At 54.9% G+C, this 20,079-nt stretch carries 17 protein-coding genes and 1 pseudogene; 10 read left to right on the top strand and 8 right to left on the bottom strand.

All coding sequences use genetic code 11. The features are described from left to right. Positions 1-16: 16 nt before the first annotated feature. Both N9C89_RS08125 and N9C89_RS08120 read right to left on the bottom strand, forming a co-directional pair. Positions 17-835, bottom strand: coding sequence for a bifunctional allantoicase/(S)-ureidoglycine aminohydrolase (locus N9C89_RS08125; RefSeq protein ID WP_263953386.1), 819 nt, complete (start codon positions 833-835; stop codon positions 17-19). A gap of 157 nt (positions 836-992) precedes the next feature. Beyond that, positions 993-2,657, bottom strand: coding sequence for a BCCT family transporter (locus N9C89_RS08120; RefSeq protein WP_263953385.1), 1,665 nt, complete (start codon positions 2,655-2,657; stop codon positions 993-995). 541 nt (positions 2,658-3,198) lie between these two features. Here N9C89_RS08120 and N9C89_RS08115 point away from each other — a divergent pair. The 10 genes and pseudogenes from N9C89_RS08115 to fahA all read left to right on the top strand — a co-directional run bounded on the left by N9C89_RS08115 (position 3,199) and on the right by fahA (position 14,334). After that, positions 3,199-4,791 carry an arylsulfatase gene (locus N9C89_RS08115; RefSeq protein WP_263953384.1) on the top strand — a complete coding sequence of 531 codons (1,593 nt, stop codon included), beginning with the start codon at positions 3,199-3,201 and terminating at the stop codon, positions 4,789-4,791. Between the two features lie 224 nt (positions 4,792-5,015). Next, positions 5,016-6,005, top strand: coding sequence for an AAA family ATPase (locus N9C89_RS08110; RefSeq protein WP_263953383.1), 990 nt, complete (start codon positions 5,016-5,018; stop codon positions 6,003-6,005). A 9-nt stretch (positions 6,006-6,014) separates the two neighbouring features. After that, the gene (locus N9C89_RS08105) at positions 6,015-6,998 is read left to right on the top strand and encodes a DUF58 domain-containing protein (protein ID WP_263953382.1); all 984 of its coding nucleotides are present in this window, start codon (positions 6,015-6,017) and stop codon (positions 6,996-6,998) included. Continuing rightward, positions 6,995-7,507 (top strand): DUF4381 domain-containing protein, encoded by a 513-nt coding sequence (locus tag N9C89_RS08100; protein WP_263953381.1) that lies wholly within the window; start codon positions 6,995-6,997, stop codon positions 7,505-7,507. Before N9C89_RS08105 ends, N9C89_RS08100 begins: the two co-directional genes overlap by 4 nt. Continuing rightward, the gene (locus tag N9C89_RS08095; RefSeq protein ID WP_263953380.1) at positions 7,504-8,502 is read left to right on the top strand and encodes a VWA domain-containing protein; all 999 of its coding nucleotides are present in this window, start codon (positions 7,504-7,506) and stop codon (positions 8,500-8,502) included. The genes N9C89_RS08100 and N9C89_RS08095 overlap by 4 nt, the downstream gene beginning before the upstream one ends. Beyond that, positions 8,499-9,119 (top strand): annotated as a pseudogene (locus N9C89_RS16175) (vWA domain-containing protein); the annotation flags it as partial. The gene N9C89_RS08095 and the pseudogene N9C89_RS16175, both read left to right, overlap by 4 nt. Before the next feature lie 522 nt (positions 9,120-9,641). Then, entirely contained in the window at positions 9,642-10,130 is a 489-nt protein-coding gene (locus N9C89_RS16170) for a tetratricopeptide repeat protein (RefSeq protein ID WP_394358505.1), read from the top strand. Continuing rightward, positions 10,127-11,614 carry a hypothetical protein gene (locus tag N9C89_RS08085; RefSeq protein WP_263953378.1) on the top strand — a complete coding sequence of 496 codons (1,488 nt, stop codon included), beginning with the start codon at positions 10,127-10,129 and terminating at the stop codon, positions 11,612-11,614. The genes N9C89_RS16170 and N9C89_RS08085 overlap by 4 nt, the downstream gene beginning before the upstream one ends. 116 nt (positions 11,615-11,730) lie before the next feature. Next, on the top strand, positions 11,731-13,086 hold the full coding sequence (gene hmgA, locus N9C89_RS08080) for a homogentisate 1,2-dioxygenase (RefSeq protein ID WP_263953377.1): 1,356 nt from the start codon (positions 11,731-11,733) through the stop codon (positions 13,084-13,086). Positions 13,087-13,092: 6 nt separating this feature from the next. Beyond that, positions 13,093-14,334 (top strand): fumarylacetoacetase, encoded by a 1,242-nt coding sequence (gene fahA, locus N9C89_RS08075; RefSeq protein WP_263953376.1) that lies wholly within the window; start codon positions 13,093-13,095, stop codon positions 14,332-14,334. Here the strand turns inward: fahA and N9C89_RS08070 are convergent. The 6 genes from N9C89_RS08070 to N9C89_RS08045 all read right to left on the bottom strand — a co-directional run bounded on the left by N9C89_RS08070 (position 14,317) and on the right by N9C89_RS08045 (position 20,007). Continuing rightward, the gene (locus tag N9C89_RS08070; protein ID WP_263953375.1) at positions 14,317-15,114 is read right to left on the bottom strand and encodes a glutathione S-transferase family protein; all 798 of its coding nucleotides are present in this window, start codon (positions 15,112-15,114) and stop codon (positions 14,317-14,319) included. The two genes, fahA and N9C89_RS08070, sit on opposite strands and share 18 nt — an antisense overlap. Before the next feature lie 26 nt (positions 15,115-15,140). Next, positions 15,141-15,434: a putative quinol monooxygenase gene (locus N9C89_RS08065; RefSeq protein WP_263953374.1), complete on the bottom strand. Its 294-nt coding sequence runs from the start codon at positions 15,432-15,434 to the stop codon at positions 15,141-15,143. A 69-nt stretch (positions 15,435-15,503) separates the two neighbouring features. Next, positions 15,504-16,778, bottom strand: coding sequence for an organoarsenical effux MFS transporter ArsJ (arsJ, locus tag N9C89_RS08060; RefSeq protein ID WP_263953373.1), 1,275 nt, complete (start codon positions 16,776-16,778; stop codon positions 15,504-15,506). Beyond that, positions 16,775-17,773 (bottom strand): ArsJ-associated glyceraldehyde-3-phosphate dehydrogenase, encoded by a 999-nt coding sequence (locus tag N9C89_RS08055; protein ID WP_263953372.1) that lies wholly within the window; start codon positions 17,771-17,773, stop codon positions 16,775-16,777. The genes arsJ and N9C89_RS08055 overlap by 4 nt, the downstream gene beginning before the upstream one ends. Further along, complete coding sequence (locus tag N9C89_RS08050; RefSeq protein ID WP_263953371.1) at positions 17,770-18,600, bottom strand: helix-turn-helix domain-containing protein; 831 nt, start codon at positions 18,598-18,600, stop codon at positions 17,770-17,772. Before N9C89_RS08050 ends, N9C89_RS08055 begins: the two co-directional genes overlap by 4 nt. 192 nt (positions 18,601-18,792) lie before the next feature. Continuing rightward, positions 18,793-20,007, bottom strand: coding sequence for a glycosyltransferase family 4 protein (locus tag N9C89_RS08045; protein WP_263953370.1), 1,215 nt, complete (start codon positions 20,005-20,007; stop codon positions 18,793-18,795). Positions 20,008-20,079 lie beyond the last annotated feature (72 nt).

Genomic DNA, 20,079 nt, shown 5'->3' with positions numbered 1-20,079 from the left:
CCGCCTGAGCGCGCTCTTAGCCAAGCTTCATATGGCGGTTTACATCTTTGTAGAGCAGATAGCGGAACTTACCCGGACCGCCCGCGTAGCACGCTTGTGGGCAAAATGCGCGTAGCCACATGTAATCCCCAGCCTCAACCTCGACCCAATCGTTATTGAGGCGGTAGACTGCCTTGCCCTCAAGTACATAAAGCCCGTGTTCCATAACATGAGTCTCAAGGAAGGGGATCACCGCACCCGGCTCAAAGGTTACGACAGTCACGTGCATGTCATGGCGCAAGTCGTTTGGATCAACGAAGCGGGTCGTGGCCCATTTCCCGTCTGTTCCGGGCATCGGGGTTGGCGCGATGTCGTTTTCGTTGAGAATTAGCGGCTCAGGCGCATCAAGACCCGGCACGGCTTCGTATGCCTTGCGGATCCAATGAAAGCGAAGGGTTTCCTTGCTTGTGTTGAACAGCGTCCAGTCCGTTGACGGCGGGAGATACGCATAACCACCCGGCACGAGGGTGTGAACCTCCCCGTCAATTGTCAGCGTCGCTTCGCCCTCGACCACAAACAGAACGCCCTCGGCTTTGGCATCTGTTTCCGGTGTTTTGGAGCCGCCACCGGGCTGCACTTCCATGATATATTGCGAGAAAGTTTCGGCAAAGCCACTGAGCGGACGGGACAAAACCCAAAGCCTCGTATCTTCCCAGAACGGCAGGAAGCTTGTCACGATATCGCGCATGGTCCCTTTCGGAATAACCGCATAGGCCTCTGTAAAAACGGCGCGGTCGGTCAGAAGCTGATCCTGACCGGGATGACCGCCGGTTGGGGCGAAATACGTGCTGCTCATGAAATGCTCCTGACGCGAAAATTTGTTCTGAAATAATGCGATGTGTCGATTGTGGGGACCACCCAAAAAGATCGAACAGCACTATTTTGGAGAATTTGATAATTTCACATGGGAAGCGTTGATGCGGCAGGCCGATGAGGGCCTGCCACTTTTGTTTTTAACCGCGTTTCATTGCGCGGCGTTCGTTGTTGAGGCCTTTCATAATCGCGATGCACATGAGGAGCAGCACGATCGTGAACGGCAATCCGGTCGAGATCACCATCGATTGCAGCGACTGCAATCCGCCGACACTCAGCAACAACACAATCGCAACCGCGCCCTCAAACACACACCAGAACGCACGCTGTGGTACTGGGGCGTCGATCTTGCCGCCTGCTGTAATGGTATCGATCACCAGTGAGCCGGAGTCCGAGGAAGTCACGAAGAACACCACAACCAGAACAATGCCGATGAGCGAGGTGATGCCTGCAAGAGGTAGCACATCCAGCATCTTGAACAGCTTGAGTTCAAGTGGAGCTTCTTGAGCGGTGGTGTAGCCGTCGTTTACGACCTGGTACAAGGCTGTGCCGCCAAACACCGTCATCCAAAGCACACAAACAAGCGATGGGATCAGCAAGACGCAGATCACAAATTCCCGCACCGTCCGACCGCGGCTAACGCGCGCGATAAACATGCCCACGAAAGGCGACCAGCTGATCCACCACGCCCAATAGAAGGATGTCCAGCCTTGGCTGAAGTTCACATCTTCACGCCCGATCGGATTAGCTAGGGCAGGGAGATATGTAAGATAGGCGCCAAGAGAGCTGAAGAAGAGTTTGATCAGGTAGATTGTTGGCCCGACCAACAGCACAAAGCCAAGAAGCAGGAACGCGAGCCCCATGTTCCATTCCGACAAAACCTTAACACCGCCATCAAGCCCACGAAGCACAGATATCAGCGCAATCGCAGTGATGAGCGAAATCAGGATAACTTCGGTGGTTGGTCCGATGGGAAGCCCGAACAGATCGTTCAAGCCAGCGTTGGCCTGTGTGGCGCCGAATCCGAGCGAGGTAGCGAGGCCAAACAGCGTTGCAAACACCGCAAGGATATCAATGCAATGTCCAACCCAGCCCCAAACAGCATCGCCGAAAATCGGATAAAATGCAGAGCGAATAGTAAGCGGCAAGCCCTTGTTATAAGAGAACAAAGCCAGCGCGAGCGCCACAACTGCATAGATCGCCCATGGGTGTAGGCCCCAGTGAAAGATCGTTGCCGCCATGCCAAGACGAATGGACTCCGCAGAATCACCCGCTGCGGCACCAAGCGGTGCCCAATCGGTGCGCACACCGTTTTCGACCGTTGTGCCCCCCATAGAAGAGGAATAATGGCTCATCGGTTCAGATACGCCATAGAACATCAGTCCGATGCCCATGCCCGCGGCAAACAACATCGCGAACCAGCCGATATAGCTATAATCAGGCGTTGCATCCACGCCGCCAAGTCGCACGCTGCCCCACGGGGTAACGATGAGGACAAAGCAGAAGATGACAAACAGGTTTGCCGATCCGATAAAGAACCAGTCGAACCCTTTTGTAACTGTACTGAAGAGCCAGCTGAACAACGCTCCAGACTGTTCGGGCAGCGCCAGCGTGTAGAATACAAACGCAACAACGGCGATGCCGGAGATCATGAAAACCGGATTGTGAATGTCAAATCCAAAGGGCCCGACGGCCCCTTCGACATTGTCCTGTCCGATTTCATATTCCGTGTCGATAATATGGGTCGCACCTTCAGGGCTTGGGATGCCCTCGGGTGATACACCTTCTGGTGTTTCCTCTGTCATATCGCCTCCTTTTGTTTCTGTCGTTTCTGTTGGGTCGAAGCCTTTTGGTCAGGCTTTTCGTATCTTAACCGCCGGAAAATACGGCCAAAAATCGTAAGTTGTGCGCACCTTAATGTGGTGCTTTATCGTGGCGTAGCGCTTGATGCGCGACGTCTACCTAAGCGGCCCTAAAATTGTCTGGCCACGTGTTTCCCTAATTGTCAGCTTTACACTTTTAAGGGCTTCGCGCAAATCTGGTCTCGTATCTCATGGTCCTGTGAGGCGCGCGAAAAGGTCTTGTCCGTTTACGCCGCTTTATATCCTTCAGCGTCAGAGGTAGGTCAGGTTTTCTGATGTATCGGTCCTGCTGGGGAGGCTAGGCTCATGCGCACACTCAGCGCAAGCTATTCATTGAGCGTTCTGGCCGATAATCCTTATTTTAATAGGATTACTGCGCGCATCGGAGCACTGACAAAACTTTGATAATACAACGTTTGACATGAGATTGCTTAAAGTTACCATGTAGGCATTCGTATCGACTATTTTACAAAAGGAGAAATGTATGGACCCGCGAAATCTTTATAGAAAGAGGGTCGTGCAGGTCGCCGCTTCGATGCTCTACGCATCGGTCGCATTTGGCCCCGCATACGCCCAAGACACGGCCTCCGACGGCACAAAACCGAACATTCTCGTCATCTGGGGTGACGATATCGGCCAAACCAATATTTCCGCATATAGCTTCGGCTTGATGGGTTATAGAACACCTAACATCGACAGCATTGCCCAAGAAGGCATTATGTTTACTGACTATTATGCTGAACAAAGCTGTACTGCTGGCCGTTCGACATTCATTACAGGTCAGTCCACGCTGCGTACTGGTCTGTCCAAAGTTGGTCTTCCTGGCGCAGATATCGGTCTGCGTGAAGATGACGTTACAATGGCTGCGGCATTTAAAGACCTCGGTTACGCAACTGGTCAATTCGGTAAGAACCACCTTGGTGACAAGGACGAGTTCCTGCCGACAGCCCACGGCTTTGACGAGTTTTTCGGCAACCTATATCACCTCAACGCCGAGGAAGAGCCTGAAAACTTCAACTATCCAACTGATCCCGCATTCCGCGAGCAATTCGGTCCACGTGGCGTTATTCGCTCGTCTGCTGATGGCGAAATCGAAGATACCGGTCCTCTGACCAAGAAGCGTATGGAAACAGTTGACGAAGAAACGTCCGCTGCGGCCATCGACTTCATGCAGCGTCAGGTGGAGCAGGGGAAACCCTTCTTTGTTTGGATGAACACAACACGGATGCACTTCCGCACACACGTGAAGGAAGAGAACCGGAGCGAACCTGGTCTGACTGCGTTGACCGAGTATGCCGACGGCATGATCGAGCATGACAAGATTGTCGGTCAAATCCTTGATGCTGTTGACGAAATGGGCGTCGCGGACAACACGATTGTCATGTACTCAACAGACAATGGCCCTCACCAGAACTCTTGGCCTGATGCGGCAACAACGCCGTTCCGCAGCGAAAAGAACACCAACTGGGAAGGTGCGTTCCGCGTTCCTGCTATGATCAAGTGGCCTGGTAAGTTTGAGCCCGGCACGGTCAAAAACGGTCTGTTCTCTGGTCTTGACTGGTTCCCGACATTGCTTGCTGCTGCTGGCGATACAGACATCAAAGACCGTCTGCTTGAAGGAACAACTATCAACGGCAAAGAGTACAATGTACACCTTGATGGCTATAACCAGCTTCCATACCTGACTGGCGAAGCGGATGACACTGCTCGTAAAGAGTTCTTCTACTTCAACGATGATGGTTTGATTGTTGGTCTGCGCTACGAAAACTGGAAGATCGTATTCCAAGAGCAGCGTGTCGAAGGCACATTGGAAATCTGGGCTAACCCATTCACTCCTCTGCGAGTTCCAAAAATCTTCGATCTTCGCGCTGATCCATATGAGCGTGCGGACCGGACATCCAACACATACTATGACTGGCTGATGGATCGTGTTTTTCTGCTGACACCAGCACAGGTTGAAGTCTCCAAGTTCTTCGAGACTTTCAAGGAATTCCCGCCATCGCAACGTGCGGCGAGTTTCTCTGTGGATCAAATCCAAGAGCAGCTTGAACAGCAGCTTAACGGTGTAACCCAGTAAGCCCATATTGGCTCTGGCGATGCGCGCCAGTTTAGTGTAGCGTATCAACCATACCGATCCCGAACAGGGTAAAAGACATTCCGGTGGGCCATTGGCCCGCCGGAGCTTTGTTTGACAGATATTTGTTGGTTTGGCGAAACTACGCGCGTGGCTGAGATTTTCAATCGCCATGAGCGTGCCGCCAGTAACCGACCCGAACATACTCAATTCATGAGGTTTTCCAGATGGATACAGCGCAGGTCCGATCCGAAATTCTAGAGCTTGTCGCACGGATGGAGCAAACGATCATTGGTCAGAAGGACGTGATCGAACGGTTGGTAATCGGGCTTTTGGCCAACGGCAACCTCTTGGTTGAGGGTTTGCCCGGACTTGCCAAGACCCGCGCGATCAAGGGGCTTGCCAAAAACCTCGAATGCGATTTCTCGCGTATCCAGTTCACGCCCGATCTCCTCCCGTCCGATGTTACAGGGACAGAAGTTTACTATCAAAGCGATAAGGGCTCTGAATTCCGTTTCGAAGCGGGGCCGATCTTTGCGAATATCGTGTTGGCCGACGAGATCAACCGCGCGCCCGCCAAAGTGCAAGCCGCTTTGCTTGAGGCGATGGAGGAGCGGCAGGTGACCGTCGCGGGCAAAACCCACAAGATGCCGCCGCTCTTTATGGTCATGGCCACGCAGAACCCGATTGAGCAAGAGGGGACATACCCGCTGCCTGAAGCGCAGATGGACCGTTTTCTCATGCATGTGCTGATCACCTATCCGCCAGTTGAAGACGAGGTAAAGGTTATCCGCCTTGTGCGCGATGAGGAGGCCAGCGCCAATGAGGCAAAGCCAGCCAAAGAAGCGCTTCCGGCGATCCCGCAAGCGGCCGTGTTCGCCGCGCGACGCGAGATTGTGAATATCCATGTCTCTGACGCGATCGAACGTTATTTCGCGGATCTCGTGCAAGCCACCCGCACGCCAGAGGCCTTTGGCGATGATCTGAAGCGGTGGATCGAGGTTGGTGCCAGCCCGCGTGCCTCGCTCGCGCTGGATAAATGCAGCCGCACTCATGCATGGCTCAAAGGGCGCGACTATGTGGACCCGCAAGACGTTCACGCCATTGCCGCGAATGTCTTCCGTCACCGTCTTGGGCTAAGCTATGAAGCCATGGGCGAGGGGATTACCCCTGATGCGGTCGTGGCAGAGATTTTGGCTCAAGTTGCCCTGACTTAAGGGGGACATATGTTCGACAAAGCCGCCCTCATACGCACGGGATTGGCCCCCCAATCGCCCGCGCCAGATAAATCACTTGATCCGCGCGTGTCGGTTGATCTTGCCCATTTGCGAAAGCTTGAACCCCGCGCAAAAACGCTGAGTTTCCTGCCGCGCCAGCCCGCGAACAGCGCGCTCAATGGTCGGCATGCCTCGCGGATGCGGGGGCGGGGGCTCAACTTCGAAGAACTGCGTGATTACCTACCGAACGACGATATCCGCGCGATTGACTGGAAAGTTACCGCGCGAACCGGCAAGCCCCATGTGCGCGTTTTTACCGAAGAGCGTGACCGCCCGACGCTTATTGTTGTCGATCAGCGCATGTCGATGTTTTTCGGCTCTGTCCTCAATATGAAGTCGGTTACAGCAGCAGAATGCGCGGCCCTTGCGGCCTTTCGTATTCTTGATCAGGGGGACCGCGTGGGCGGCATAGTCTTTGGTGACGAGACCATTGCAGAAATTCGTCCGCAGCGCAGCCGCCGCGCTCTTGACCGCTTCCTCGCAAGCCTTGCGGCCGCAAATGCCCAACTTCACGCCGAAGCGCCGAATGTAACGCCGGTTTCGCTGGATGATGTTTTGACCGCGGTCGCGCGGATCGCGCCGCGTAACCACCTCATTCTGATCTTCTCGGATTTCGATGTCATCAGCGAGACCACCCGCAAGCGTATCCGCGGTATCTCGCAGCATAATGATCTGGTGTTGGGGCTGGTGTCTGACCCGATGGCTGATGACATGCCACCGGACCTTCGTCTTGCGATCTCTGACGGTCGTTTGCAGGCCGAAATCGATACGGGCGATCAAACCGTTCAGCGCAGCCTGCGCGACATGGCGAAGGGACGGCTCGCAGATGTTCTTGATTGGAAACGCAGCCTTGGTGTTCCCATACTACCGCTAAGCGCAGGCGAGGACAGCCTAAGCCAGATGCGTCGATTGATGGGGCTTGGACCACGATGAACGAAGAGGCCACATCCCTCATAGAACTGCTGGATCAGCTTGTGCCACCACAAGAGCCACCGCCCATTTCAATGGCGCCGCAAACTGCGGGTTGGGCTGTTTTGGCGGCTGCCATTTTGCTTGGCGTGGCCATCGCGCTTTGGCGCTGGCTTAAGCATTATCGCGCCAACGCCTATCGCCGTGCAGCCATTGCGGCCATTGAACAGGCTAATGGTGATGCCGCAGAGATCGCCTTGGTTGTTCGTAGATGTGCTCTTGCGGCGTTCCCACGTACCGATGTGGCGCAGCTTACGGGCGAGAGCTGGGTTCTTTTCCTCGAGGCAACGGGCAAAGGTGTTGAATTTGATGCCGCAACGGCTGCGACCCTGACCGAAGCGCCGTACCGGCAAGAGAGCGCGGCGTCGCCCGCGTTTGTGAATACGGTAAAGCGTTGGATCAAAACGCATAAAGCAGATCGCGCGACAGAAGCGCGCCATCCGATTTCTGAAGGAACGGAGGCCCGCGCATGATCTCGCTTGCCTTCCCATGGGCTTTATTGGCCTTACCGCTGCCGTTTCTTGTTGTGAAACTGTTTCCACCCCACCGCGAAAAAACGCCGGCCCTGCGCGTTCCATTCTTTCGTCGGGTGGTTTCTGCTGCTGACAGCGAGGCCGCCGCTGGCGCCGTGATCTTGCGCCGCACACGGGTTCAAATGGTTGCGGCCGTTCTTGTTTGGGGCCTGCTTGTTCTTGCGATTGCGCAGCCCGAACGCCTTGGGGCGCCCGTTACAGTTGAAAAGTCGGCACGCGATGTGGTGCTTGCGCTCGATATTTCCGGCTCCATGGATGAGGTCGATTTTGAAACGCCAGACGGGGAGAAGGTTCAGCGGCTGGCGGCTGTTCAGGATGTTGTGGAGGAGTTCATCGCCGCGCGAGAGGGCGACCGGATCGGACTAATCGTCTTTGGCTCGCGGGCCTTCCTACAAGCGCCATTGACCGATGACCTCAAAACGATCTCTGATCTCGTGGCACAAACCGAGGTTGGCATGGCAGGGCCGCATACAGTAATCGGCGACGCCATCGGCCTTGCGATCCGCACGTTTGAAACAAGTGATGTGGAGCAGCGCCTTTTGATCCTTCTCTCCGACGGCTCCGACACAGCCAGCAGTATGAGTCCGATCAATGCTGCCGAAATTGCCAATTCGCGCGGCGTGGAAATCCACACCATCGGTGTAGGTGACCCTGATGCCCAAGGTGAAAACCGTGTCGACCTTGCCACATTGGACGAGATAGCGACCCGCACTGGCGGCAACAGCTATTTTGCGTCTGACCAAGAAGCACTGACAGAAGTTTATGCGCGGATTGATGAATTGGCCCCACGCCTTGTGGAACGCCAGACCCACCGTCCGAGACAGGCGCTCGCCGGATATGCGCTTGCGCTTGCAGCGCTCATAGGCCTTGCGACATTGCTTTATCTGATCGTTGCTAAGACGAATGGACGTCGAAAAGCGAGGGCAAACGCATGATAGGTTTGATCCTCGATGAATTCGCACTCGCGCTTGAGGCCTTCCATTTTCTGCGGCCCATGGTGTTGTTGGCTCTGCTACCGGTTTTGGCCGTTTGGTGGATCATTCGCCGCCGTGCAACACGCCCACAGATGCCGCGCGAAGGTTTGGCGCCGCATCTTAGAAATGCGCTGACGGTCGGAGCGGAACGGCGCGGACGCGTGTTGCCGATCGACACCTCAGCGCTTGTTATTGCCTTTGCGATCCTTGGCGCGTCGGGGCCAAGCTGGACACGGCAGGTTGATCCGTTCTTTACCCAAACTGGGCCGCTTGTTGTCGTTCTCAAAGTCACGCCGTCGATGGAGCAAAAAGATGTCGCGCCAACGCGCCTTGACCGCGCCAAATTCAAAATTCGCGATTTGCTTGATTTGCGGGCTGGGGCGCGTACGGCGCTTGTTGCTTATGCGGGATCGGCCCACCGCGTTATGCCCTTTACCGAGGATCCGTCGGTTATGCTGCCCTATCTTGAGGGGCTTTCTCCCGATGTGATGCCCCAAGAGGGCGCAGACCTCGGCGCGGCGCTTGAAATCGCAAGTTCAATCCTTGGCGAAGAAGAAACACCGGGAAGTATCCTTGTTGTCTCGGATGAGATGAACGCTGGAGAGGCGAGCGCGGTTTCTGATTTTGACACCGCTCCAATCACCGTTTTGTCGGTACTGCCGGACGGGCAGTCAGCCTTTTCAGGAAGCACTCCCTCTGGTGTACAATCGGTCACGCTGACCGCTGACAACGCCGATGTTGCCCAGATTGATCGAATAACAGCCATTGCCTATCGGCGCGCCCTGTTGGAAGACACTAGCCAACCATGGGAAGATCGCGGCTGGTGGTTTGCCGTACCTGCCGCTCTGGTTGCGCTGTTCTGGTTCCGGTTGGGCTGGACCATGCGCTGGACGGCTGTGGTGCTGGCGATTGCGGCGATTGCGCCGCCACAAACCGCGCGAGCGGATGGAATTGCGGATTGGTTTTTTACGCCGGATCAACAAGGATACCGCGCTTACCAGAACAAAGATTTCGCCGCCGCCGCCGAGGCTTTCGCTGATCCATACTGGCAAGGATATGCGCTCTTTCGATCCGGCCAATATCCAGAAGCTATTGCGGTTTTGGAAACTCTCGACACACCAGAAGCGGCGTTTACACTCGGTCATGCCTATATCCGCAATCGCCAGTATCGCGACGGCGTGCGCGCTTTTGAAACGGTCTTGGAGCGTGACCCTGATTTTCCAGACGCACAGCATAACCTTGATGTTTCAAAACAGATTGTCACCTATGTCGAGGAAACACGCGCGGCCTCTGATACAGGCGAGGAAACCGGTATCGGCGCGGATGAGGTTGTTTTCGATAACGAAGCGAACGTTGGCACCGACACAGAGATCGACGCCCAACCCGAAGGTGATGGCGCTCCGATGACTGCGGATCAATGGATGAATACCGTCGACACAAACACCGCCGATTTCCTCAGAACTCGCTTTCAGATGGACCTTGTGAGCGCGGGGAACTCTTCTACAAGTGGTGCTGATGAGCCAAGCGCGACAGAGGAAAGCGATGAGGCATCAGAGCCACCCGCAGAGACAGAGGAGGCGGCGGAATGATCCGGATTCTCGCCATACTTACTGCGCTTACAGTGATGCTCTCTGCGCAAGTTCGTGCGCAGGAGTCGTCAGACTCTACCGATCCCCTAAACGAAAATGGGCAGGCGACAGAGAATACGACTGACGCGGTACAATCGGATACCGCATCTGACACAACGAACGCGCTGCAGACCGATGCGCAACCTGATGCGGCTGTTTCCAAGCCACAGCAAAGCAACCCCTCTACAGAAACAGAATCGGCTGATCAAACTTCGGCCGAACAGGGTGATGAGGCACAAGAGCCAGCCTCGAAATCACCTGAGTTGAGAGTCGAGCTTGAAGAAACACAAGCGATTGTCGGGCAGCCGCTGAGCCTGCGCGTCACTATTCTGGTGCCGACTTGGATGGTGGACCCTGTGGTCTTTCCATCACTGGAAATGCCCGATGTGATGGTGCGTTTGCCAGAGCGCTCGACCTCGCCGGTGAGCGAGCGAGTTGACGGTGAAACATGGTCTGGCGTGACCCGCCACTATCGGATCATACCGCTTGCTCCAGGTACATATACGCTCCCGCCGCAGGAGCTTGTCATCTCATGGGCCGACCCCGATACCAATGCGCCGCGCGAGGATCGCATCACGATGGAGGGCGTTGAGTTCGCCGGAACAATACCTCAAGGCGCCGAAGGGCTGTCACCCTTCATTGCAGCAGAAAGCCTCGAGCTAACGCAAGAGTATACCGGCCCAGATGCGCCGCTTTCGGCAGGAGACAGCGTTGAGCGCAAAGTGACTGCCAAGGTAACAGGCACGCCACCAATGGTCTTGCCGACGTTCATTCCAGACGAGCAAATCGTTGGGATTGCGCAATATCCGAATGAGCCTGTACTGACTGAACATGAAGACCGCGGCGAGCTTTCGGGCACGCGCGTTGAAACAACAACCTATCTTGCGCAAAGTGGTGGCGAAGGCGGCGCTCCCGAGATTTCGATATCATGGTACAACCTCTCGACCGAGGCTGTGGAAACCGCAACGCTTGAGGGGCGTTCCCTTGCTGTGGATGCTCCAATTGCCAGCACAGAGCCCGCGAGAACGCCCCAACAGACGATCGGCCTTGTGGCGATGATCGGTGCGGCATTGGTGCTTGTGGTGATGACTGTCGTTGTCGGTTGGCAAAGATACAAACGGCACCGGACGGCACGACGAGCGCGTTATCTTGCGTCGGAAGATTACGCCAAAGATCAGGTGTTGCAGGCGATCAAGCATCGCAACTATTCCGAGGTGTCAAAGGCACTCTGGCTCTGGTCCGAGCGAAGCGATGGCCAGTCAGTGATGCGTGATCCGCAAATCAACAGCGCGCTCATAACACTTGGGAATGCGCGATATGGCGGCGGCCAAGAGAGTGATGCTGCGGCATGGCAATCTTTACAGAAGGCCGTACAGCACCATGCAAAACAGCGCGGGCGCGTTGAAAAAACTGATGCATTGCCTCCGCTTAATCCGGTTGGATAGGCTGGCGATTTCGGCTTGATTGACAATCGTTTCATTTGCAACGATATTTGGGGGAAGTTGTAGACACCGCTGATTGCGGGGCAAATCCGCTGTCATCACCCAAGAGGAGCCGTGCAATGTCAAAAGCCGCGCAACGCGAATACACCCAAGAAAAGAACGGCGGCACAACGCTCGGATATATGCCCGGTTTTGGCAATGATTATGAAACAGAAGCGCTCAAGGGCGCATTGCCGCAAGGGATGAATAGCCCGCAAAAATGCGCTTATGGTCTCTATGCAGAGCAGCTTTCCGGAACAGCCTTCACCGCGCCAAGCCATCAGAACGAGCGCACGTGGTGCTATCGTATCCGCCCGTCGGTCAAACATTCCGCACGCTACTCTAAGATTGATGTGCCGCATTGGAAAACAGCGCCACACATCAAAGAAGACGTGGTCTCTCTTGGCCAATACCGCTGGAATCCGGTGCCACACACAGAGCGCGACCTCACGTGGATTGCCGGCATGCACACGATGACAACTGCGGGGGATGTGAACACGCAGGTCGGTATGGCGAGCCACATTTACCTTGTGACCAAATCCATGGAAGACGCGTATTTCTACTCGGCTGACAGCGAATTGCTTGTCGTTCCACAGGAGGGGCGACTTCGGTTCTATACAGAGCTCGGCATCATTGATCTTGAACCGATGGAGATCGCAATTTTACCGCGCGGGTTGGTCTATCGGGTTGAAGTGGTCGAAGGGCCAGCGCGAGGATTTGTTTGCGAGAACTATGGCCAGAAATTCGAGCTTCCGGGGCGGGGGCCAATCGGCGCGAACTGCATGGCAAACCGCCGCGATTTCAAAGCCCCCGTTGCCGCGTTTGAAGACCGCGAGGTGCCCTCGACCCTGACCGTGAAGTGGTGCGGGCAATTCCACGAAACGGCGATCAACCAATCTCCGCTTGATGTGGTTGCGTGGCACGGCAATTACGCGCCGGTCAAATACGATCTTCGGACCTATTGTCCCGTTGGCGCGGTGTTGTTTGATCACCCCGATCCCTCGATCTTTACCGTGCTTACCGCGCCCTCTGGTCAAGCGGGAACCGCGAATATCGATTTCGTGCTGTTCCGCGAGCGCTGGATGGTTGCCGAAGATACCTTCCGCCCGCCGTGGTACCATAAGAATGTTATGTCCGAATTGATGGGAAATATTTACGGCATCTACGACGCGAAGCCCGAGGGTTTCATTCCTGGCGGGATGAGCCTGCACAACATGATGCTCCCGCATGGCCCCGATAAACAAGCGTTTGAAGGCGCGAGTAACGCGGACCTAAAGGCCGAAAAGCTCGACAACACCATGTCGTTCATGTTCGAAACCCGCTTCCCACAGCACCTTACCGAGTTCGCCGCCAAAGAGGCGCCGCTTCAGGAGGATTACATCGATTGTTGGAGCGACCTTGAGAAGCACTTTGACGGTACAATCAAAGGGAAATAGGCATCGATGAGCGGGCTTCTTAGATCATGGGTTGAGAGCGCAAATGCGCCAGATGCGGACTTTCCGCTAAACAATCTGCCCTATGGGGTGTTTTCGCTCGACGATGAGACGCATCGATGCGGCGTAGCGCTTGGCGCGTTTGTGATTGATGTTGCGGGCTTGGAACGGGCAGGGCATTTGGCGTTCCAAGGAACGTTGCAGACTGGTGTTTGGAACGACTTTATGGCGCTTGGTTGCGATGCGTGGCATGACCTGCGCGTGGCGCTGACCGCTTTGTTTGCCGAAGGCGCAGAAGAGGGCGCGCTCCAGAGTTTCCTCATTCCATTGGCCGACGTACGCTTGCATATGCCATTTCGCGTATCCGAATTCACCGATTTTTACGCCAGTCGCCATCACGCAACCAACGTTGGCACTATGTTTCGGGGCGCAGAGAACGCGCTACCGCCCAACTGGCTGCACATTCCAATCGGCTACAATGGTCGTGCCTCATCTGTGGTTGTAAGCGGCACGGATGTGCGCCGCCCTTGGGGGCAGGTGAAAAGTCTAGAGGATGATGCGCCGCGATTTGCGCCGTCCGCTAAGTTCGACATTGAGCTTGAACTTGGTGCGGTGGTTGGCCAGCCTTCGGACGGGCCGCTTACAGTAACGGAGGCTTTCGCGAATATTTTCGGCTATGTGCTGCTCAACGATTGGTCCGCGCGCGATATTCAAGCATGGGAATACCAACCCCTCGGACCATTTCAGAGCAAGGCCACCGCAACCAGCATCAGCCCATGGATCATCTCGTCCGCTGCATTGGAGCCGTTCCGCTGCGCACCGCCCGCACGAGAGGTGCCGCTCTTGCCGCATCTTCAGGATGATGGGCCGATGACCTACGACATCGCGCTTGAAGTTGCGCTGCAACCAGAAGGTGGCACGGAGACCATCATCGCGAACACCAACGCCAGCGAGCTTTACTATTCCGCCGCACAGCAGCTCGCGCACCATAGCGCCTGTGGATGTCCGATGCGTGCGGGGGATTTGCTCGGATCAGGGACGATTTCGGGGCCGACGAAAAGCGCGCGCGGCTCAATGCTCGAACTCAGTTGGAACGGGGCCGAACCCTTTTCGATCAATGGCGGTACCCGTAGTTTTATCGAAGAGGGCGATACGCTCACGCTGCGCGGCCATGCAAAAGGGCAGGGGTATCGGATCGGCTTTGGCGAATGTCGGGGAAAAGTGCTTCCAGCTTTACCGCAAAAGGCCTAGCTCCGCGTCGCTTGGTCGGGCGGTGTATTTATCTTGTGGCGGCCATGGGCGCTCTGGCCAATCCGGCTCAAACACAAAACTCGAAACTTTCCGTCCTTCTGGCAGCGCCCCGTTGCCATAGCCAAGCGCATAATCAAAGTAGAGCTTTACGATTTCTTCTTTGCAGACCTGCTGTGCGGCTGGATGCGCAAGGCAGGCGTTACGCCACGCAGCCACACGGGCATAGTCCGGTCCATCGGGCAGCGCGAAATCCTCATAATACTCAAGAAACCAAAACCGCATAAACATCGGGGTAAATACCGCTTCAACTAATCCGAAGTCCTCAAACAGGAACGGCCCTTCAGGCGCGTGTCGGTTTAGGAACGTGTTGATATCGCGATAGATGCCAAGAAGCTTGTCGAGATGCGCTTGCCGCTCCGATTGGTCTTGGTTCATCACAAAGAAGTATCCGGCCATTGTGAACGGCCCTTCTTTTGCAATGAGCATGTTCTCGACGGCGTGGGCGAGCGGATCTTTCTGGCGAATGGGCGCGCCAAACATTTCGTCGATATACCGCAGGATAACGAGGCTTTCCTTGAGGATATCGCCATCAGATGTTTCCAATACCGGCAGCGCGGTTGTGCCATCGGTTTTGGCAAGAAGGCTTGCGTCGCGCGGCTTGGTGATGTCCACCACGTGAAAGTTAACGGCTTCCTTCTGTCCTTTGAGCGAGAGCAGGATTTCAAGCCGTTGCGAGAACGGGCAAACAGGAATGTGGTAAACGTCAATTGTGGCGGACATATAATTAGCCTTTCAGAAACGGAACATCACCCGTTGTGCGGAACCTTGGACAATTCAAAAACCGAAACTTCGCGCACTAGGCCCTCTGTTGCTTCTTTAAACGCGGCGATGTGCGCCGAATTCATATGATCCTGCCATAGATCGCGCGTTTCCCATGTTTCATAGAAAAAGAAATGTGCCGGATCGTCGTTATTTTGGTGCAGATCGTAAGCGATACAGCCCTTTTCCGCGAGCGTCGGCGCGACCATTTTCTGAAGCTCTGACTTTACTTGATCAACCGCATCCGTGTTGGCGTGAATATGGGCGATGATTGTTAACATGACTATCCTGCTGTTTTAATTGGCGTCGGGGAAATACCCGTTTGGCCACAGCCTAGGGGGGCGATCCGGCTATGTAAATTCTTCTATTCCATTCTCACTTGGGTCGGGCCGGAGTCGACCTGCCATTATCGCACTTAGCCCAACCATTGCCGCTGCAGTTCCTAGGCAAAGTGCAAGCCCGCCGAATTGATAAGATAGCCCCGACAGAATTGTTCCTGTCAGCCGTCCTGCTGCGTTCGCCATGTAGTAAAACCCGATATCAAGGCTCACGCGGTCTGATTTTGTAAAGGCAAGGATCAAGTATGAATGCAACGAAGAATTCACTGCAAATATTGCGCCAAAAACCAAGAGCCCAATGACCAAAAGCGTGGTGAGCCACGGTGCAGGTGTTGGCGATAGATAGGCGGCAATCGCAAGAACCAAGGGCACGAAAAAGAGCCGCGTGGCCCAAACGCGCGCTTCTGGAACAAGCTCTTCGGGAGGGCGGGTTCTGGCGCGGAGCAATTTGGGGGCAAAGGCCTGAACGCCACCGTAAAGGATGATCCAAAGAGCCATAAAGCTGCCAATCAGGAAGAATGTCGCGCGATTGCCGTCTTCGGTTCCGTCTGAAAGCACAGCGTAAAAATAGATCGGTATACCCACCACAAACCAGACATCCCGCGCGCCGAATAGAAAAAGCCGCGCGCCGGAAAGCCAGTTAACATTCGGGTTACGCGAAAAGACCTCGGAGAACTTCGCGCTCTTGCGCCCTCTGGGGAGCCCCGAAGGCATAAAGAGCAGAACCGCCACGAGGATCACGCCAAGAACCGCCGCCATAAACCAGACAGAGGCCGTAAAGCCGATCAGCCCTAAGAGGCTCGCGCCGAGCAGGAACCCAAGACCCTTCACCGCGTTCTTTGACCCCGTGAGGTAAGCCACCCAGCGGAACAAGCCGCCATCTGCTTCTGGTGCAAGGAGTTTGACCGCCGATTTCGACGACATCTTGGATAGGTCTTTGGCGACCCCCGATAGCCCTTGCACCGCAACCACATAGGCAACGGAGAACCCCGCGCTCCAACTTGGGTCAAGCTGCGCGAGAGCGATTAACGCGATGATCTGAAATGAAAGCCCGGCATAGAGCGTTGACGTCAACCCGAAGCGTGCCGCAATCCAGCCCGCCGAAAGGTTGGTGACGATCCCAGCGATTTCATAGAGAACAAAGAGCCACGCGAGCTGGATCGGCGAGAAGCCGAGCGTATGGAAATGCAATAATACCAGCATCCGCAGGGCGCCATCCGTCAGCATAAAAGCCCAGTAAGAGGCGGTTACAGCGACATAGGCCTTGGCTCCATTCGGCGTGCTCATAGCGATTTACCAACCATCTCGGCCACATCCACGAAGCGATGCGCATAGCCCATTTCATTGTCGTACCAGACGTAGACCTTAACCTGTGTGCCATTAATCACCATCGTCGAGGGCGCATCCACGATACCGGACCGACGGTCATTGGTGAAATCAGCAGACACAAGCGGGCGGGTCTCATATCCCAAGATCCCTTCGAGCGGACCATGTGCGGCCTCTTCAAATAGGGTGTTCACTTCCTCGGCTGTGGTTTTTCGTTTGAGCTCAAACACACAATCGGTGAGGGATGCGTTGAGCAACGGAACCCGCACGGCGTGGCCGTTGAGCTTCCCTTTGAGGTCTGGGTAGATCAGCGTGATTGCAGTGGCGCTGCCGGTTGTGGTCGGGATGAGCGAGTTAAGCGCGGAGCGTGCGCGGCGCAGGTCCTTGGCTGGGCGGTCAACAATGGTTTGCGTGTTGGTCACATCGTGGATGGTTGTGATGGAACCGTGATTGATACCGATTGACTCATGCAGAACCTTGACCACCGGCGCGATACAATTCGTAGTGCAGCTTGCGGCTGTGATGATGTTGTGCTGCTGTGGATCATAGACATCGTTATTCACACCAAAGACGATATTGGCCGTTGGTCCATCTTTGACCGGCGCAGAGACAACGACCTTCTTCACGCCCGCAGCAAAATACGGGGCGAGCTTGGCCTCGGTTTTAAAGACGCCCGTGCAATCCAGAACGACATCAACCCCATCAAGCGGCAGATCAGCAAGCTCTTTGGTGTTGTGTAACGGAATTTCAGTGCCGTTGATCGCTATGGCGCCTTCGCGCGCACCAATATTCGCATCCCAGCGGCCATGCACCGTATCAAACTCAAGCAAGTGCGCGTGCATCTCGGCATCACCAACCGCGTCGTTGATCCAAAGGGGCGTGATGCCCCGTTCGATGAGCGCCTGAAGCGCAAGTTTTCCGATGCGGCCAAGGCCATTTAGGGCGTATGTTGTCATTCGTCTTTGTCCGTTGAAATATCTGCAATCCGATCGACCGCATTCTGAAGCGAGATGCGATCAAACGAGGCGAGCGGGAGTTGTGTGAAGGCTCGGAGGCGGTTGAGAATTCGGTTGTAAGCTGTTTGAAACGCAAGTGTTTTCTCTGCGTCCGTGCCGTCTGTATGAACCGGATCAGGAATGCCCCAATGGGCGCTGATGGGTTGCCCTTCCCAAACCGGACACTCTTCGTTTGCGGCTTTGTCACAGACGGTAAAAACGAAATCCATCACGGGTGCATCATTGTCCGGAAACTCGGCGAGGGATTTTGAACGATGGTTTGCAACGCTATGGCCGTTGTGAACAAGGGTTTGGATGGTTTCACTTGGGAGATCGCCGCTCGGTTGCGTGCCGGCTGAATAGACGTTGAACCTGTCAGAGGCGAGTTTTGTTAGAATTGACTCGGCAAAGATCGAGCGAGCGGAATTGCGGGTGCAGAGAAACAGAACGTTAAATTTCTTTTTTTGTTCAGTATGTTCACTGCCGAAATTTATGCAAATATCCGGCCGCCCGCGGCAACAATCTAACGCAAGAAAATCGATCATCGCGCGTGCCCGATCAATCGCAACCGTATAGCGCAGCGAAGTTCCTGCGCGACGCTGGTTCACAAGCCCGCAGGCCTGAAGACTGGCAAGATAGGTTGAGAGCGTGCTTGGCTTTAGCCCGAGCGCGTCACCGATCTCTCCTGCCGGAACCTGATCAGGATACCGCCGCATGAGAAGCCTAAAGATCGAGAGGCGTTGCGGATGACCAAGCGTTGTGAGCTGTTGTGCAATATCTATTTCCATATTTCATGAATATAGGAAATAGTATGATACTCAAGTGAAGTTTTTGTAAATTATCTATGACAGTCAAAGTTGGGGCGCAGAATTTGCTAAAGGAGAAGAGCATCGCAGAAATGCGAGCCTGTATAGAGATCGAAGTCCGACGAGGCGCCTAACAGACCCATTGACCGAAGCAGTTGTTTCGAATGAAACCACTTACGGCTGTAGTTTCTTACCTGCCTTCGGTAATCGGTTGTAGGCGGCGAGGACGCCATTCAAGTGCGTTTCCATCGTATATTCGCGAAGCGCCCGTTCGCGAGCGGCTTCGGTAATGCGCGTGAACTTCGCGTTGTTCGTCAGAAGCTTGCGGATCGGCTCTACAAAAGCTTCGGGCTTGAATGGATCAACAAGATAACCGGTTTCGCCGTGCGTAATTGCCTCGGGATTTCCACCATGATCAGTTGCCACAACGGCAGTGCCGAGATGCATGGACTCGCAAAGCGTTCGCCCAAAGGGTTCGTTTAAGGCCGAGACAATGAGGATGTCGGTCGCAGCCATGATGGGCTCAATAGGGCTGCGGAAGCCAAGTTCGATGATCTTGTCGGAGATCCCCAATTCTTCGGCCCGCGTTCGCATTTCTTGATCTAGCTTGCGTGCGCCCGTTGGTACGGCGCCGGCAACGATGCCAACCACCGGATCATCAGGATAGGCCTTGACGTATTCTGCAACGATTTCAGCAAAGTAAACGGGGCGCTTGCGTTCGATTAGCTCGCCGAAATAGCCCAAAATACGCGTGCCAGCGGGAAGGCCGAGTTCGCTTAATAGAGCGGCTTTTGCGGCGTCGCGATCCACGGTTTCGGGAATGGAAAAGGGCGAGTGTACCACGCTCCATTTGTGATCGATGTTGCGGATTGGACGGCTTGGCTTGGCAAATTGCGAGACCGTGATGATCTCGTTGGCAAAGAGCGGGGCAAGGAGGTTGGTGGCTTTCGCTGTTGGATCGCCACGATGATGCCAAACAAACTCGGCGCGCGACAGTTTGGTCGGAATACACCAATTCAGGTGCATCCGGCCGTCATTGGTGTGAACGATATCGATTGAATTATTATTTATGTATTTTAGCATCTTAGGTGCGGATTTTAATGTGAAATCCGCAACATTTCGAGGATTTGATTTACTGGTTTTTGCTTGTGGTTCAATCAGATCGGGAAAAGGCAATTCGGTGAACGGTACACCTTGATCTGCGAGAAAATCGGGGAACTTCCCCGTTGGGCGATGTAGACCGACAATAGCGTTGAATGTGCCGCTGTCATTGAGCATCTCCACAAGTTTCAATGAGGAAATATGGCTGCCCCCAAAATCGTCGCCTCCCACATAGGGAAACAAAACGTTGATCTTGCTAGGGTCGGAAATTGGCGGTCCCACGGGCATACAATAATCCTGGCTGGTCGCGAAACGCGGGCAAAAACAATAACGTTACAAATATGAACCGGAGCTTAAAAT

The organism is Halocynthiibacter sp. SDUM655004 (assembly GCF_026015885.1).
GTDB classification, from domain to species: Bacteria; Pseudomonadota; Alphaproteobacteria; order Rhodobacterales; family Rhodobacteraceae; genus Falsihalocynthiibacter; species Falsihalocynthiibacter halioticoli.
Note: the sequence above shows the minus strand (reverse complement) of the source record. Positions and strands in the feature narration are given on the sequence as shown.

Bases quoted from the DNA above. Each gene is read 5' to 3' on its own strand.
- N9C89_RS08125 (WP_263953386.1), bottom strand. From the start codon at position 835: ATGAGCAGCACGTATTTCGCCCCAACCGGCGGTCATCCCGGTCAGGAT.
- N9C89_RS08120 (WP_263953385.1), bottom strand. From the start codon at position 2,657: ATGACAGAGGAAACACCAGAAGGTGTATCACCCGAGGGCATCCCAAGC.
- N9C89_RS08115 (WP_263953384.1), top strand. From the start codon at position 3,199: ATGGACCCGCGAAATCTTTATAGAAAGAGGGTCGTGCAGGTCGCCGCT.
- N9C89_RS08110 (WP_263953383.1), top strand. From the start codon at position 5,016: ATGGATACAGCGCAGGTCCGATCCGAAATTCTAGAGCTTGTCGCACGG.
- N9C89_RS08105 (WP_263953382.1), top strand. From the start codon at position 6,015: ATGTTCGACAAAGCCGCCCTCATACGCACGGGATTGGCCCCCCAATCG.
- N9C89_RS08100 (WP_263953381.1), top strand. From the start codon at position 6,995: ATGAACGAAGAGGCCACATCCCTCATAGAACTGCTGGATCAGCTTGTG.
- N9C89_RS08095 (WP_263953380.1), top strand. From the start codon at position 7,504: ATGATCTCGCTTGCCTTCCCATGGGCTTTATTGGCCTTACCGCTGCCG.
- N9C89_RS08085 (WP_263953378.1), top strand. From the start codon at position 10,127: ATGATCCGGATTCTCGCCATACTTACTGCGCTTACAGTGATGCTCTCT.
- hmgA (WP_263953377.1), top strand. From the start codon at position 11,731: ATGTCAAAAGCCGCGCAACGCGAATACACCCAAGAAAAGAACGGCGGC.
- fahA (WP_263953376.1), top strand. From the start codon at position 13,093: ATGAGCGGGCTTCTTAGATCATGGGTTGAGAGCGCAAATGCGCCAGAT.
- N9C89_RS08070 (WP_263953375.1), bottom strand. From the start codon at position 15,114: ATGTCCGCCACAATTGACGTTTACCACATTCCTGTTTGCCCGTTCTCG.
- N9C89_RS08065 (WP_263953374.1), bottom strand. From the start codon at position 15,434: ATGTTAACAATCATCGCCCATATTCACGCCAACACGGATGCGGTTGAT.
- arsJ (WP_263953373.1), bottom strand. From the start codon at position 16,778: ATGAGCACGCCGAATGGAGCCAAGGCCTATGTCGCTGTAACCGCCTCT.
- N9C89_RS08055 (WP_263953372.1), bottom strand. From the start codon at position 17,773: ATGACAACATACGCCCTAAATGGCCTTGGCCGCATCGGAAAACTTGCG.
- N9C89_RS08050 (WP_263953371.1), bottom strand. From the start codon at position 18,600: ATGGAAATAGATATTGCACAACAGCTCACAACGCTTGGTCATCCGCAA.
- N9C89_RS08045 (WP_263953370.1), bottom strand. From the start codon at position 20,007: ATGCCCGTGGGACCGCCAATTTCCGACCCTAGCAAGATCAACGTTTTG.